Origin of the sequence: Agrobacterium sp. LY4, assembly GCF_001526585.1 — a bacterium.
Taxonomy (GTDB): Bacteria; Pseudomonadota; Alphaproteobacteria; order Rhizobiales; family Rhizobiaceae; genus Agrobacterium; species Agrobacterium leguminum.
In genome coordinates, this window is sequence record NZ_ASYA01000001.1 from 524995 (window position 1) to 540439 (window position 15445).

A 15445-nucleotide genomic window follows, 5' to 3' on the forward strand; every position below is an offset into this window, starting at 1 on the left:
TTCTCTCGATCTTCAAAGGTTGGGGCATCAATAATCTAATCGATTTAAAAATGCCAGACTCAGTTATGTGAAATTATGAATTTTGCTTCCGGCAACTCGTCCGCCGCCGGCAACAGTCTGTAAACATTGGCCTAAAACCTGTCTCGCAACGCGTACCAGGAGAGCGCCAGAAAAAGCAGCGGCGCGCGCAGCGACGCCCCGCCGGGGAAAGAGGGCACCTTCAGCTGCGCGAAGGGCGCCAGCATGTCCTTTTTGCCGAGAACGAGATCGGCATAGAGCTTGCCGCAATAGTTCGACAGCATCACCCCATGGCCGGAATAACCGCCGATGGAGGTGACGCCGGGCATGACGTCGCGCACGAAGACTTTGCGTGGCAGGGTAATGCCGACGGAGCCGCCCCAGGAATGGCTAATCTCTATATCTTTCAGCGCAGGATAGATTTCCGCGATCTGCCGGCGAATGTGGCTTGAAATATCGCGCGGCGTATCGGCCGTATAGGCTTCGCGGCCGCCGAACAGCAGCCGGTTGTCGGCCGTCTTGCGGAAATAGCGCACCACGAACCGCGAATCCGCCACGGCTTCCCGGTCGGGAATGATGTCGGGAAACGCATCCAGCGGCACGGTGGCACCGATGAAGGAACGGATCGGCATGATATGGGCGGCGGTGACCGGTTCCAGATTGCCGATATAGGCATTGGTGGCGATCAGTACCCGCGGCGCGGTGATCGTACCGAAAGGCGTGTCGATGATGGTCTTGCCGCCCGCCTGGCGGATGGATTTCGCCGGCGTCATTTCATAAATGCCGGCACCCGCCGCTTTCGCAGCCTTCGCCAGCCCGACCAGCAGCTTCAGCGGGTGGATATGGCCAGTGCCGGTATCGCGCGTGCCGCCGAAATAATGGGTGGAGCCGACACGTTTGCGTGCTTCTGCGCGTTCCATGTAGGAAATATGCGGATAGCCATAACGGTTGTTCATCGCATCGACACTGCGGCGGTAATCGTCCTCGTAAGCGGCCTTGTGCGCCACATAGAGCTGCCCGGGAAGATATTCCATGTCGATGCCGCGGCTGACGGCGAAGCCGCGCAGGTAGTTTTTGGCGTCCTCGGCAATGTCGAACAGCAGCTTCGATTGCTCGAAGCCGATCTCTTCTTCCATCTCGTCGGGGAAGGAACGCTGGCCGGTGCCGAATTGCCCGCCATTGCGGCCGGAAGCGCCATCGCCGAAGCGATGCGCTTCGATGAGGGCGACGGAGACGCCGTTTTCGGCAAGGTTACAGGCGGCCTGAAGGCCGGTATAACCGCCGCCGATGATGGCCACGTCCACCTCTTTCGACCCGTCGAGAGCGGGATAGTCCGGCCGCTCGCCAACGGTTGCCTGATACCAGGAAATTCCCGGCGCAATCGGGCTTTGCCATGTCATGCTCGGGGTTCCTCACACGTTGAGAAGCAGGAATTCCCGCTCCCAGGGGCTGATGACCTGCATGAAGGTCTCGAACTCCCCGCGTTTCAGACCGGCATAGAGGCCCACGAATTCATGGCCGAACACCCGGTCGAACTGCTCTTCGCCTTCCAGCAGCGCCACGGCTTCCAGAAGACCGCGCGGCAATTCGATGGAGCCTTCATTGGCCGTATCGGCGGTGGGTTCGGTCGGCTCGATATTGTTGACGATGCCAAGCCAGCCGCAGCCGAGCGAGGCGGCAAGCGCGAGATAGGGATTGGCGTCCGAACTCGGCAGGCGGTTTTCGACGCGCCGCGCCTGCGGGCCGGAAATCGGCACTCGGAAGGCGGTCGTGCGGTTGTCGTAACCCCAGGCATTGTTGACCGGGCAGGCCATGTCGGGCGTCAGGCGGCGATAGGAATTCACATAGGGTGCCAGCATGACGAGCGCGTTCGGTACATAACGCTGCATGCCGCCCACGAAGGAGAAGAATTCTTTCGAAGGGCTGCCATCGGCATTGGAGAAGATATTGCGGCCGCTGTCGATCTCCACCACCGACTGGTGGATGTGCATGGCCGAACCCGGCTGGCCCTGCATGGGCTTGGCCATGAAGGTGGCGTAGATGCCGTGCTTCAGCGCCGCCTCACGGATGGTGCGCTTGAACAGGAACACCTGGTCGGCAAGCTCGATCGGGTCGCCATGGCGCAGGTTGATCTCAAGCTGCGCCGGGCCTTCCTCGTGGATCAGCGTATCGATCTCGAGGCCCTGTTTTTCGGAGAAATGATAGATGTCGTCGATCAGTTCGTCGAATTCGTTGATGCCGGCGATGGAATAGCTCTGCCCGCCGACGATGGAGCGGCCGGAGCGGCCCTTCGGCGGATGCAACGGATAATCCGGATCGTCATTCATGGCGACGAGGTAGAATTCGATTTCCGGCGCGACAACCGGCTTCCAGCCCTTTTCGGTATAGAGCGAAAGCACATTCTTCAGCACGTTGCGCGGTGTGTAGGGCACGAAATTGCCCTCGGCATCCACCACGTCGCAGATCACCTGCGCGGTCGGATCCGTTTCCCAGGGCACGACGGAAAGGGTGGAAAGATCGGGCACCAGCTTCAGGTCGCTGTCGCGCGGCTCGTAACGGAAATTCGCGGTCTCATCAGGATATTCGCCGGAGATCGTATGGCGGTAGAGCGCGGATGGCAGGGCAAGCGAGGTATCGCCCGTGAATTTCGCCGTCGGCATCATCTTGCCGCGCGGAACGCCGGCAAGGTCGGGCGTGATGCATTCTATGTCTTCGATCCCGCGCGCCCGCAGCCATTGCGCGGCTTCGCGCCAGGAGGAAACGCCACGGGGGGAGGAAAGGTCGAGGGGAGGTGTCTTTGCCATGGTTGCCTGTTTCTTCGGGCGGAGCATGGTTTTCTTGGCGGGCATGTATCACCGGGTCTGTGTTTCGACTGGCGCCATCATAACCGTAGTTTGGCAATTGGCGAGGGGGAAAGCGCCATTGACAAGCGGCGGCACTTCGAAAAGAGGAAAGGAAACGGATCGGATGGAATGATGACAGAGAAATGTGACGTGCTGATTTTGGGGGCGGGCGCCGCCGGCATGATGTGCGCCATCCGCGCCGGCCAGCGCGGCCGCTCCGTCGTCATTCTCGACCATGCGAAGGCGCCGGGCGAAAAGATCCGCATCTCCGGCGGCGGCCGCTGCAACTTCACCAATATCCATGCCGGGCCGAAGAATTATCTCTCTGCCAATCCGCATTTCGCCAAATCCGCGCTCGCCCGTTACACACCGCGCGATTTCATTGCCCTTGTCGAAAAACACCGCATCGGCTGGCATGAAAAGACGCTCGGCCAACTCTTTTGCGATGACAGCGCCAAGGACATCATTCGCATGCTGCTTGGCGAAATGCAGGCGGTGAATGCGAAGCTGCGGCTCGAAACGTCAGTTTCGGCCGTCACCCATGATGGCGCCCGTTTTCGCGTCACGACATCCGGCGGCGTCATCGAGGCCGAGAGCCTTGTCGTTGCGACGGGCGGCAAGTCGATCCCGAAAATGGGCGCGACCGGTTTTGCCTACCAGATCGCCGAACAATTCGGCCTCAAGCTCATCGAGACTCGTCCGGGCCTCGTGCCGCTGACACTCGATCCCGCCTCGCTGGAAAAGCTGAGCCCGCTTGCCGGTGTCGCGGTTCCGGCGGAGGTCGATCACGGTAAAACCTCGTTTGAAGAAGCGCTGCTCTTCACCCATCGCGGTTTGAGCGGTCCTTCCATCCTGCAAATCTCATCCTACTGGCGCGAGGGTGATGTGGTCCGTCTGAAGCTTGAGCCGCATCGCGATATAGCTGCGCTGCTAAAGCAGGCGAAACAGAAGAACGGCCGCCAGTCGCCCCAGACGGCTCTGTCGGAAATCCTGCCGAAACGGCTTGCCCAGCACGTCGTCGAACAATCCGGTCTCAGCGGCCATCTGGCGGATATGTCCGACAAGATGCTGGCGAAACTGGCGGGCGAGGTGCAGGACTGGCAGATCAAGCCCGCCGGTTCGGAAGGTTATCGCACGGCGGAAGTCACGCTCGGCGGCGTGGACACGACCGGCCTCGATTCCCGCAGCATGGCGGCGAAGTCCGTGCCCGGCCTCTATTTCATCGGCGAATGTGTTGATGTGACCGGCTGGCTCGGCGGTTATAATTTCCAGTGGGCCTGGGCGTCCGGGCAGGCGGCCGGCGAATTCGCGTGATCGTCTCTGGCCGTGGAAAAGTTCGGACCTCTCTCCTTCGTCATGCCGGACTTGATCCGGCATCCAGCCACGGCGCGTCTGCGCCGTGAAGAGTCTTTCGCGATCAAGGACTTGATCGCGCTGGACCCCGGAACCAGTCCGGGGTGACGGAGTGCGGATGTGACCTGTTCGCCAACTCAATTTCAGTTGGTAAAGTTGTGGCCCTTCCTCGCTCTTTTAATAATCTGTTAATGGGCGTGGAGTCATCCTGACCAAATGCCAGCAAAGCCGGATCGCTCAATGATCCCGCTGCACATGAAGTCGTGCTGGAGGCCTTAACAGGGCATGGGTCGGTTGAGTTTTTCGTCAGGAACCCGCGCATGAACAGATCTGCACATCGCCGCCCTCGCGCCATTGCCATCGCCCACGTCGAAAGCGAGAGCCGACAACTGGCCTTTCGCCTGAGCCTCATCGCCGCCGGTGCTCTGGCAGCCCTGATCGCCCTCTTTCACTGATCCGCGGCTCTTTGCCTTCATTCGGCTCACAAGCGCGCTGAAAAGCCGCCACGGCCGCGATGCCTCGGCCATATCGGCATAAAATTTCTCTTCCTGCAGAATGGCTTCGTGCCGTGTGCGCGGCTGCTGGTTTTCGATGATAATGCGGGCTGCAAAAATCGCGTGCATGTCGCTCTCCTTCTAATGCGGAGGGCCATGATGCACGCCGTTTTTTGATTTATCTGCACAAGAAAATGCGCTACGTTTTTCACCTATGAAAAACGTCACCTGGGATTCCTATCAGCTTTTCCTCGATGTGTCACGCAGCGGCGGCCTGACGGGTGCTGCGGCGCTGACGGGCTTGAGCCCCGCGACGGTGGGGCGGCGCATGGTCGAGCTGGAGGAGCGTATCGGCAAGGCGCTGTTCCAGCGCAGCCAGACGGGATACGCCCTGACGGCGGATGGCCGTACGCTGTTCGACCGGCTTCAGGCGATGGAGAATGCGGCAAGGGATATCGAGGGATGGCAGAAGGCGTCGTCGGCCTCGTCTGTCGTGCGCATCGCCGTCGGCACCTGGAACGCCTGGCTGCTGACCGGAAATTTCTCCGCCATATGCACCGATCGCGACGATTTCCGCATCGACCTTTTCATCGCCGAACAGAGGGCGTCTCTGGCCCATCGCGAAAACGATATCGGCATCCGCGCTTTCGAGCCGCAGGAAAAGAACCTTGCGGCCATCCGAACGGGGGAAGTGGCCTATGCGCCCTACAGGCTGCGCAACGCCGCCGTTTCCGTCGCCGACCGCTGGCTGGCGGTGGCGGAGGAAAACGCCATTTCAACCTATCTGCGCTGGCCGCATGAAAATCGTAACAACGAGATCGTGGTAACGGTGAACCGGCCGACGGCGCTTCTCGATCTGGTGCTGGCCGGGGCGGGGGTCGCGGTTCTTCCCTGTTTCGTGGGCGATGCGGATGCGCGGCTCGCTCGGGAAGGCGAAGAGCTGGAGAGCCTTCGCCACAATCAATGGATCGTCATGAACAATGACGATCGCCACCGCCGTGATATCAGGACGGTGGCGGATCGGATGACCCGTCTGATCAAGAGCCACTCCGATCTTTATGCCGGACGCAAGAGCCGCCCGGCATAGAAAGGAGGCCGTTTCAGGCGGCGGCACTTCCCTGCGCGACGATGACGGGGATAAGCAGATCCCCCCAGTTGCCGCCGCCGCCATGGTGGCGGGCCGAGCGGACCAGCTCGACGGAAACGCCGGCCTCGACAGCTTTCATGACGGCCTGGTTGAGGCGGTGCAGATCGTTGGCCAGCATGCGGATGGCGGCCTGCTGATCCTGCGTCATGGCGGAGGATTGTTCCTCGGCGCGTTCCTTGACGTGGGTCTTGATGGGGTTATGGGCATTCATGGCATTTCTCCTCTCATTATTGGTTGGGGTTCTTGATCCGGTTTGCAAGCCCTTCCCGTCACCGGGAAGGGCAGTTTTTCGATTTTATTCGGCCGCCGGGCGGAACTGGTCGTGCTCGGTGGATTCCTTCATGGCTGTCGTTGACGACGTGCCGCCAGAGATTGCCAGAGACACGGCGTCGAAATAGCCGGTGCCGACTTCGCGCTGGTGCTTGGTGGCGGTGTAACCATTGGCCTCGGCTGCGAATTCCGCTTCCTGAAGCTCGGAATAGGCCGCCATCTGCCGGTCCTTGTAACCGCGCGCCAGTTCGAACATGCCGAAATTCAGCTGGTGGAAACCGGCCAGCGTGATGAACTGGAACTTGTAGCCCATCGCGCCCAGCTCGCGCTGGAACTTGGCAATCGTCGCGTCGTCGAGGTTCTTTTTCCAGTTGAACGACGGCGAGCAATTGTAGGCGAGCTTCTTGCCCGGATGCACCTTGTGCACGCCTTCCGCAAACCTGCGCGCCTGCTCGAGATCCGGCTTGGAAGTCTCGCACCAGATCAGGTCGCAATAGGGCGCATAGGCCACCGCGCGGGCAATGCAGGGCTCAAGACCGTTCTTGACCTGATAGAAGCCCTCGACGGTGCGGCCGGCATCGTAATCCACGAAGGGACGGTCGCGCTCGTCGATGTCGGAGGTCAGGAGCTTCGCGGCCTCCGCATCCGTGCGGGCGATAACCAGCGTCGGTACACCCATGACATCGGCCGCAAGCCGCGCCGCCGTCAGATTGCGGATATGCGCCGCTGTCGGGATCAGAACCTTGCCGCCGAGATGGCCGCATTTCTTTTCCGATGCCAGCTGGTCTTCATAATGAACACCCGCAGCACCAGCCTCGATAAAGGCCTTCATGATTTCGAAGGCGTTGAGCGGCCCGCCGAAACCGGCCTCCGCATCGGCAACGATCGGCGCGAACCAGGTGTCGACCGAAAGGCCCTTGCCTTCCGCCGTCTCGATCTGGTCGGCGCGCTGCAAAGTGCGGTTGATGCGCTTGGCAAGCTCCGGTGCGGCATTGGCCGGATAAAGCGACTGGTCCGGATACATGGCCGACGCCGTATTGGCATCCGCCGCAACCTGCCAGCCGGAAAGATAGATCGCCTTCAGCCCGGCGCGAACCATCTGCATGGCCTGGTTACCGGAAAGCGCGCCAAGCGCGTTGACGAAGTTTTCCTCGTTGATCAGCTTCCACAGCCGGTTCGCGCCCATCTCGGCCAGCGAATGGCGGATTTCGACGGAGCCGCGCAACCGCTCCACGTCGGCGGCGGTGTAGGTGCGCTCGATGCCATCGAAACGTCCCTGCGGTGCGCCCGGAACAAGTTTGTAAAAATCCGTCATACTTCTCTCTCCCATGATAAATGCGGTTTCCGTAACGGGCCCTCTTCAACATCATGTGGCGCCGTTTGATGTGACTACATTTACATTTTTCGAGATTTGAGTGCCAGAACAAACATAAAAACAGTGACTTGAAAGAGGTTATCCTGTAGTGTGCATGACAGGGTGGAGATGTAAAATTGTAAATTTTGTAAAATTCCTGCATCCCGCGAATTTGTAATAGATTTGTATGAGTCGCAGGCACGGGGAGGTGAGGCGGTGTCGGAAAACAAGATTTTTGCAGGCCCGCGCGTGCGCCGCATTCGCAACGGTCTTGGGTTGACGCAGACGGCCATGGCCGAGGCGTTGGCGATTTCGCCGTCCTACCTCAATCTCATCGAGCGCAACCAGCGGCCGCTGACGGTGCAGCTGCTTTTGAAGCTTGCCTCCGTCTACAAGGTCGATCTGGACGACCTGCAGGGCGAAAGCGCCGGTTCCGCCGGGCAGCTGCGCGAGGTCTTCGCCGATCCGTTGCTGGCGGGTGAGGTGCCGTCGCCGCAGGAGCTGATCGAGGTTGCCGATGCCGCGCCCAATGCGGCAAGCGGTGTCCTCAAGCTTTATCGCGCCTATAGGGAACAGGCGCAGCGCCTTTCAGACCTCTCCGATCTTCTGGCGCGGGAAGGGCATGAGACGGCGCTCTCCTCCACCCGCCTGCCGATCGACGAGGTGCGACATGTCTTTGAAAACCGGCCGGCCTATTTCCATGCCATCGATGCGGCGGCGGAAGAACTCCACAAACACCTGTCGGCGGGCGACGATCTCGCCTCCGGGCTGAGGGCATGGCTTCAGAAAAACCACGGTATCGTGGTCCGCACCCTGCCGGTTCATGCCATGCCGAATCTCAGGCGGCGTTATGACCGCCATTCGATGCGGCTGTTTTTATCCGAACGCCTGTCGCAGCCGGACCAATTGCGGGAAATGGCGATGGAGACCTGTCTTCTGGCGCTTCGCGAAGAAATCGGCACGGAGCTCGAAGGGCTCGGTCTGGAAGGGGAGGAGGCGAGGCGCATCGCCCGCTTCGAACTGGCGCGTTATGCCGCCCATGCGTTGATGATGCCCTATGGCGCATTCCTCAGCGCCGCCCAGCGGGCGAAATACGATCTCGAGGTTTTGCGGTCGCGCTTCAACGTCTCTTTCGAACAGGCGGCCAACCGCCTCGTCAGCCTGCAACGGCCGTCAGCCGCGGCGATCCCGTTTTTCCTGATGGAGATCGACAATGCCGGCAACCGTTTCCGCCTTGCAGGGGCCAGCGGTTTTCCAAGGGCGCGTTTTGGCGGCCTCTGTCCGCGTCTCAACATCCATGCCGCTTTTGCCCAGCCGGGACAGGTGCTGGTGGAAGCGGTGGAGATGCCGGATGGCGACGCGTTTCTTACAGTGTCGCGCACGCTGGAAGGTCCGCAGGCGGGTTTCGGCGAAAGGGTGCGGCGAACGGCCGTGCTTCTCGGCTGCGATCTCGCCCAGGCCGGAGACACCGTCTATGGCCCCGCCGCTTCGGGTGCCGCGCCCGTCGCCGTCGGCCCTTCGTGCCGGCTGTGCGAAAGGCAGGGCTGTCTGTCGCGGGCGGAAGCGCCGCTGACGCGGCCGCTCGGGCTCGATGAAATGGTCACCGGTCTCAGTGTTTTCGACTTCCAGTAGGTGTTTCCAGTCGCTTTTTTGTGGCCGGAACACATTTGGTTGAAAATGCTGTGCTGCACATTTCCCGCTTGCTCCCTTTTGTTTTCCTTTCTAGTCTCTCCCAAAAAAGGGGATCACGCTCCCATCGTGAGGATGCGTTAACAGGAGACATCATGAAAAACCGTTCTCTCCGCCTGACCTTGGCTCTCACCACCGCGCTCGTTGCAGCAGGCTCGGCAATGGCCCAGGAGAAGGTCGTCCACGTCTATAACTGGTCGGATTATATCGACGAATCGATCCTTGCCGATTTCACCAAGGAAACCGGCATCAAGGTCGTCTATGACGTTTTCGACAGCAACGAACTCGTGGAAACCAAGCTTCTGGCCGGCAGCTCCGGTTATGATGTCGTGGTGCCGACCGGGCCCTTCCTCGCCCGCCAGATCAATGCCGGCGTGTTCCAGAAACTCGACAAGTCCAAGTTGCCGAATCTGAAGAACATGTGGCCCGAGGTTTCCGAGCGTCTGGCCAAATACGATCCCGGCAACGAATATGCCGTGAACTACATGTGGGGCACCACCGGCATCGGCTATAATGTCGCCAAGGTGAAGGCCGCTCTCGGCGATGTTCCGGTCGACAGCTGGGATATTCTCTTCAAGCCGGAAAATGCCGAAAAGCTGAAATCCTGCGGCATCAATATTCTCGATGCGTCGGACGAGACCTTCGCCATCGCCATGAACTATCTCGGCAAGAATCCGGATAGCAAGGAAACCGCCGATCTCGAGGCGGGCGGCGACGTCTACATGAAGATCCGCCCCTATGTGAAGACCTTCAACTCCTCCGCCTATATCGATGAACTGGCGAATGGCGACAGCTGCATCACCATCGGCTGGTCGGGCGATATCCTGCAGGCGAAAAGCCGCGCCGAGGAAGCCAAGAACGGCGTCGAAGTGAACTACGTCATTCCGAAGGAAGGCACCTATATGTGGTTCGACAACCTTGCCATCCCGGCGGATGCCAAGAATGTCGAGGAAGCCCACGCCTTCATCAATTATCTGATGCGGCCGGAAGTCATCGCCAAGGCCTCCAACTATGTTCAGTATGCGAATGGCAACCTCGCCTCGCAGGCGCTGATGGATGAGTCCGTCGCCAAGAACCCGGCGGTCTATCCCGATGCCGAGACGCTGAAGAAGCTCTTCACCATCTCGCCTTACGGACCGAAGGAACAGCGCGTCCTGAACCGCGTCTGGACGCAGATAAAGACCGGCAGCTGACACTTCCGCCCGCTGGTTGAGGAACGGCCGGCGGGCCTGTTTCTCTGATCCTTTGCCGGCAGGTTCCGTTACCTGCCGGCGTCGCCCGCCTCAAAGCATCGGACCGAAAGTCGGAAAATCCGATGCTCAAATCTACAAGACCAACGGGATTTGAGGGTAGGGTGAATGGCGAAAACTCTGGGGCCGGTCAAACGCAAATTTAGCCCTTGGGACAATCCCGATGCGGTGCCCTTCATCCGCTTTGAAAACGTCACCAAACGTTTTGGCGATTTCGTCGCCGTCAACAATCTGACGCTCGATATCTATGAACGCGAGTTCTTCTCGCTGCTCGGCCCCTCCGGCTGCGGCAAGACAACGCTGATGCGCATGCTGGCCGGTTTCGAAGAACCGACCGAGGGCCGCATCCTGCTGCAGGGCAAGGATATTTCCGGCGTGCCGCCCTATAAGCGGCCCACCAACATGATGTTCCAGTCCTACGCGCTTTTCCCGCATATGTCGGTGGAAAAGAACGTCGCTTTCGGTCTGGAGCAGGACGGTCTGCCCAAGGCGGATATCGCCGCCCGCGTCGAAGAAATGCTGCGGCTCGTCAAGCTCACGGAATTCGCAAGGCGCAAGCCAAGCCAGCTTTCAGGCGGCCAGCGGCAGCGCGTGGCGCTTGCCCGCTCGCTTGCCAAGCGGCCCAAGGTGCTTCTGCTGGATGAACCGCTCGGCGCGCTCGACAAGAAGCTGCGCGAGGAAACGCAATTCGAACTGATGGACATCCAGACCAATCTCGGTCTCACCTTCCTCATCGTCACCCACGACCAGGAAGAAGCGATGACGGTCTCGGACCGCATCGCTGTCATGGACAAGGGCAATGTCGTGCAGGTGGCGACGCCGGCCGAGATCTATGAAGCGCCGAACAGCCGCTACGTGGCGGATTTCATCGGCGATATCAATATTTTCGACGCCAATGTCGTCGCCAATGCTTCCGATATCGGCAAGCCCGGTCTGGTGACGCTGGATTGCGAAGGGCTGAAGGTGGCGGTGGAGCAGGAATGCGCCGCTGCGACCGGCAGCCAGGTGGCTTTCGCCATCCGCCCGGAAAAGGTCCGCATCTCGCTCGACCAGCCCGGCGATAGCAGCATCAATTCCGCTTATGGCGAGGTCTGGGATATCGGCTATCTCGGCGACTTCTCCGTCTTCATCGTCAAGCTTGCCGATGGCCGCGTCATTCGCGCCGCGCAGGCGAATGTTTCGCGTCTCGTCGATCGCCCGATCACCTTCGGCGATATGGTGTGGCTGAACTGGAAACCGGATTCAGGTCTTGTCCTGACACGCTGAGGGAGGCTTTCATGGCGATCACCACTCCCGAAAACCGGCAAAGCCCCTGGCGCTGGCTGGTCGTCGCGGTTCCCTATTTCTGGCTGCTGCTATTCTTCGCAGCACCGTTTTTCATCATCTTCAAAATCTCGCTGTCGGATACGGCGATCTCCATGCCGCCCTATACGCCGGTTTTCGAAGGGTTTTCGAAGCTCGGCGCGTTCTTCTCCGAACTGGATTTCGAAAATTACCTCTTCCTGACGGAAGACCCGCTCTACATCGACGCCTATCTGTCATCGCTGCGCATCGCCTTCATCTCCACCTTCCTGCTTCTTTTGATCGGTTATCCCATGGCGCTTGCCATGGCGCGCGCGCCGTCTTCCATTCGCCCGACGCTGGTGATGCTGGTGATCCTGCCGTTCTGGACCTCGTTCCTGATCCGCGTTTACGCCTGGATCGGCATTCTGAAGCCGGAAGGCCTGTTGACGGTGCTGTTCCAATGGCTCGGTTTTCTCGGACCCGACCAGCAGGTCAATATTTTCCGCACCGAGACGGCGATCTTCATCGGCATCGTTTATTCCTATCTGCCCTTCATGGTGCTGCCGCTCTATTCGGCGCTGGAAAAGCTCGACAATACGCTGCTGGAAGCGGCGGCCGATCTCGGTTGCCCGCCATGGAAAGCCTTCTGGAAGATCACCTTCCCGCTGTCGCTGCCGGGCGTCGTGGCCGGCTCGATGATCTGCTTCATTCCGATAACAGGCGAATTCGTCATCCCCGATCTGCTCGGCGGCGCCCAGACGCTGATGATCGGCAAGACGCTGTGGACGGAATTCTTCGGCAACCGCGACTGGCCCTTGGCCTCCGCCGTCGCCGTGCTGCTGCTACTGTTGCTGGTGGTGCCCATCGCCATCTTCCAGAACCAGCAGAAGAAGGTGGGGTGAGACCATGAAGCGCGGAAAATTCGACATCACCGTCCTCACCCTCGGTTTTGCCTTTCTTTATATCCCGATCATCATCCTGATCGTTTATTCCTTCAATGCCTCGAAGCTCGTCACCGTCTGGGGCGGTTTCTCGCTGCAATGGTACCGCTCCATGTGGTCGAACCAGGGGCTGATGGATGCGGCATGGGTGACGTTGCGCGTCGGTATCCTCAGCGCTACCATCGGCACCATTCTCGGAACGCTGGCGGCGCTGTCGCTGACGCGGTTCGCGCGGTTTCCGGGCCGGGTGCTGTTTTCCGGCATGATCTATGCGCCGCTCGTCATGCCGGAAGTGATTACCGGCCTGTCGCTGCTGCTGCTCTTCGTGGCCGTCGGTGTGGATCGCGGTTTCTGGACGGTGGTTATCGCCCATACGACTTTCACCATGTGTTACGTGGCGATCGTCGTGCAGTCGCGGCTCCTGACCTTCGACCGCAGTCTCGAGGAAGCTGCGCTCGATCTCGGCTGCCCGCCGGTCAAGACCTTCTTTCGCATCACCCTGCCGCTCATCTTCCCCGCCGTCATTGCCGGCTGGATGCTGGCCTTCACCCTGTCGCTGGACGATCTGGTGATCGCCAGCTTCGCCACCGGCCCCGGCGCAACCACGTTGCCGATCAAGATTTATTCGCAGGTTCGCCTCGGTGTGACGCCGGAAATCAACGCCATCTGCACGATCCTGATCGGGCTTGTCACCATCGGCGTGATTGTCGCCTCCATCGCTTCCAAACGCACCGAATTGCAGCGGATGCGGGACGAACACGCGGCGGCGCGGAACTGATCGAATATCCTGCGTCGATTTTTACGCGTTACTGTTGAAATCGCGAGAAAAGTAGAAACTGTTAATTTAGTTTCGGCGCTTTACGGTCTCAGAATAGGAATTTTCGTCGGTAATTGATCGATTTTGGTTTTAACCGCTTGTTAATAGGAGTTGGCGGAAAGTAAACCCAACGCAGGGCCGTCAAATTTTTGATAGCCGGGACTGATAATTTCCATCTGGCGAGATTGTCCCCCTTTCTCTCGTTGAAAAGCACAACTCATCCAGGCGGCCGCAAGGCCGCCTTTCTTTTTGCCGCAAAGGCCCGTGCCACTCAGCGGTTTTCCGGATGATCCATCGATTTGGAGACGAGCAGCACGGGAATAAGCCCGGCAATGATGATGATGATCGCCGGCACGGCCGCATCCTGCACCCTTGAACGCGACGCATCCTCATAAACCAGCGTGGCCAGCGTGTTGAAACCGAAAGGCCGGAGCAGGATCGTGGCCGGCAATTCCTTCATGGATTCGATCAGGACGAGCAGAAAAGCCGTCAGCGCCGCTGGCCGCATGTTGGGCAACAGCACCTTGAACAGCGTCTGCGCCCGGTTGCGTCCAAGCGTCCGCGAGGCCATGTCGATATGCGGCGAAAGCTTCTGGAAACCGGCATCGAGCGTGCCTTCCGCCATGGTCATGAAGCGCACGGCGTGGGCATAGATGATGGCGAAGGCGGTGCCGGAGAGCAGCAGCCCGGTGGAAAAGCCGAAATGTGCGCGGATGAAGCCATCGACGCCATTGTCGAGACTGGCTAGCGGAATGAGCACCCCGATGGCGAGCACGGTTCCCGGCACGCCATATCCCATGGAGCCGAAGCGGGCGGCCACCTTCGAGGTGCGTGAGCGCTCGGTGCGGATGGCATAGGAAAACACGAAAGCAGCAACCAGCGTCACGAAGGCGGCGGAAAGCGAGACTTCGAGACTGTGTCCGAGCGCTTTCAGAAGCTTCGGCGCAAACAGCGCATCGAGCCTCCTGGCGGCGTAACCGCCCAGCACGATGACGGGAATGAAAAAGCCGCTCGCCACGGGAACGAAACAGAAAAGGCTCGCACCCCAGCGCCGCCAGCCGTTGAGCGCTTTCAGCCGGTGGCGCTGCGCCATGCTTGTCGCTTTCGGCGCGCCGAAGCGCTGTTTTTCCCGCGCATTGCGTTCGATGACGATCAGCGCACCGACGATGACGAGGATGACGGCGGCGATCTGCGTCGCATTGGCGAGATTGCCGCGATTGAGCCAGGTTTCGTAAATGGTGAAGGTCAGCGTCTGGACACCGAGATACTCGACCGCGCCGATATCGTTCAGCGTCTCCATCAGGACCAGAGAAAGCCCGATGGCGATGGCCGGCCGGGCCATCGGCAATTGCACGGAGAAGAACACGTTCAGCGGTTTTGCGCCAAGCGTGCGGGCCGCTTCGGCCGCAAACCGCCCCTGCATGGAAAAGGCGGCGCGGGCCGAGAGATAAACGTAAGGATAGAGGACCGAACTCAGAACGATCACCGCACCGCCGAGCGAGCGTATGTCCGGAAACCAGTAATCGCGGATGCTGTGATAACCGAAAGCGGCGCGCAACGCGCTCTGCACCGGGCCGGTAAAGTCGAGAAACTCGCCGAACGCATAGGCGGCGAGATAGGAGGGGATGGCGAGCGGCAGGACAAGCGCCGCGGACAATAACCGCCGCAGCGGAAATTCGAATGTGGTGACAAGCCAGGCGCAGACGATGCCGAAGAAAGCCGTCGTCGCGGCCGTCATCCCCAAGAGCAGGAAGGTGCGAAACCCGGCGCGCGGCAGGACATTGGCGAGCAGATGCTGCCATCCTTCCGTACTGCCGGTCAGCGCCAGCCAGAAAATTGCCAGAATGGGCATGGCGGCAATGGCCGCGACGATGACCGCCGTGATGGGCAACACCGAGAAGCGTCTTGATGCCGGAAGGGAAACCGTCATGGACATGCCAGTCTACTGTCGTGCAAAGGCCTCAACCGGCGACCATTGTGCCGGC

Annotated in this window: 13 protein-coding genes; 7 read left to right on the top strand and 6 right to left on the bottom strand. The window is 60.0% G+C overall.

Going from position 1 to position 15445, the window contains the following annotated elements; genetic code table 11:
- Positions 1-131: 131 nt before the first annotated feature.
- Positions 132-1418 (bottom strand): FAD-binding oxidoreductase, encoded by a 1287-nt coding sequence (locus L904_RS02640; protein ID WP_020812301.1) that lies wholly within the window; start codon positions 1416-1418, stop codon positions 132-134.
- Positions 1419-1430: 12 nt separating this feature from the next.
- A complete protein-coding gene (locus L904_RS02645; RefSeq protein ID WP_035260676.1) occupies positions 1431-2867 on the bottom strand; it encodes a glutamine synthetase family protein in 1437 nt (478 codons plus the stop codon).
- A gap of 123 nt (positions 2868-2990) precedes the next feature.
- Between L904_RS02645 and L904_RS02650 the strand changes: the two genes are divergently transcribed.
- On the top strand, positions 2991-4175 hold the full coding sequence (locus tag L904_RS02650) for an NAD(P)/FAD-dependent oxidoreductase (protein ID WP_035260674.1): 1185 nt from the start codon (positions 2991-2993) through the stop codon (positions 4173-4175).
- A 314-nt stretch (positions 4176-4489) separates the two neighbouring features.
- Here the strand turns inward: L904_RS02650 and L904_RS02655 are convergent, their stop codons facing one another.
- Positions 4490-4837, bottom strand: coding sequence for a hypothetical protein (locus L904_RS02655; RefSeq protein WP_059762444.1), 348 nt, complete (start codon positions 4835-4837; stop codon positions 4490-4492).
- An 85-nt stretch (positions 4838-4922) separates the two neighbouring features.
- Between L904_RS02655 and L904_RS02660 the strand changes: the two genes are divergently transcribed.
- The gene (locus L904_RS02660; protein ID WP_035263040.1) at positions 4923-5795 is read left to right on the top strand and encodes a LysR family transcriptional regulator; all 873 of its coding nucleotides are present in this window, start codon (positions 4923-4925) and stop codon (positions 5793-5795) included.
- A gap of 13 nt (positions 5796-5808) precedes the next feature.
- Here L904_RS02660 and L904_RS02665 read toward each other — a convergent pair whose 3' ends face one another.
- Entirely contained in the window at positions 5809-6066 is a 258-nt protein-coding gene (locus tag L904_RS02665) for a hypothetical protein (protein ID WP_003493954.1), read from the bottom strand.
- Positions 6067-6150: 84 nt separating this feature from the next.
- Positions 6151-7440, bottom strand: a complete 1290-nt coding sequence (gene aceA / locus L904_RS02670; protein ID WP_003503303.1) for an isocitrate lyase — start codon at positions 7438-7440, stop codon at positions 6151-6153.
- Positions 7441-7695: 255 nt separating this feature from the next.
- Here aceA and L904_RS02675 point away from each other — a divergent pair, with 255 nt between their 5' ends.
- The 5 genes from L904_RS02675 to L904_RS02695 all read left to right on the top strand — a co-directional run bounded on the left by L904_RS02675 (position 7696) and on the right by L904_RS02695 (position 13421).
- A complete protein-coding gene (locus L904_RS02675; RefSeq protein WP_035263043.1) occupies positions 7696-9111 on the top strand; it encodes a short-chain fatty acyl-CoA regulator family protein in 1416 nt (471 codons plus the stop codon).
- 152 nt (positions 9112-9263) lie between these two features.
- Positions 9264-10361, top strand: a complete 1098-nt coding sequence (locus L904_RS02680) for a polyamine ABC transporter substrate-binding protein (RefSeq protein ID WP_004432613.1) — start codon at positions 9264-9266, stop codon at positions 10359-10361.
- A 165-nt stretch (positions 10362-10526) separates the two neighbouring features.
- Positions 10527-11684, top strand: a complete 1158-nt coding sequence (locus L904_RS02685; RefSeq protein WP_035263045.1) for an ABC transporter ATP-binding protein — start codon at positions 10527-10529, stop codon at positions 11682-11684.
- A gap of 11 nt (positions 11685-11695) precedes the next feature.
- Positions 11696-12604, top strand: a complete 909-nt coding sequence (locus L904_RS02690) for an ABC transporter permease subunit (protein ID WP_004432616.1) — start codon at positions 11696-11698, stop codon at positions 12602-12604.
- 4 nt (positions 12605-12608) lie between these two features.
- Positions 12609-13421, top strand: coding sequence for an ABC transporter permease (locus tag L904_RS02695; protein ID WP_004432617.1), 813 nt, complete (start codon positions 12609-12611; stop codon positions 13419-13421).
- Between the two features lie 310 nt (positions 13422-13731).
- On the opposite strand, the gene L904_RS02700 is transcribed toward L904_RS02695, so the two are convergent.
- Positions 13732-15396, bottom strand: coding sequence for an iron ABC transporter permease (locus tag L904_RS02700; protein ID WP_035263047.1), 1665 nt, complete (start codon positions 15394-15396; stop codon positions 13732-13734).
- Between the last annotated feature and the right edge of the window lie 49 nt (positions 15397-15445).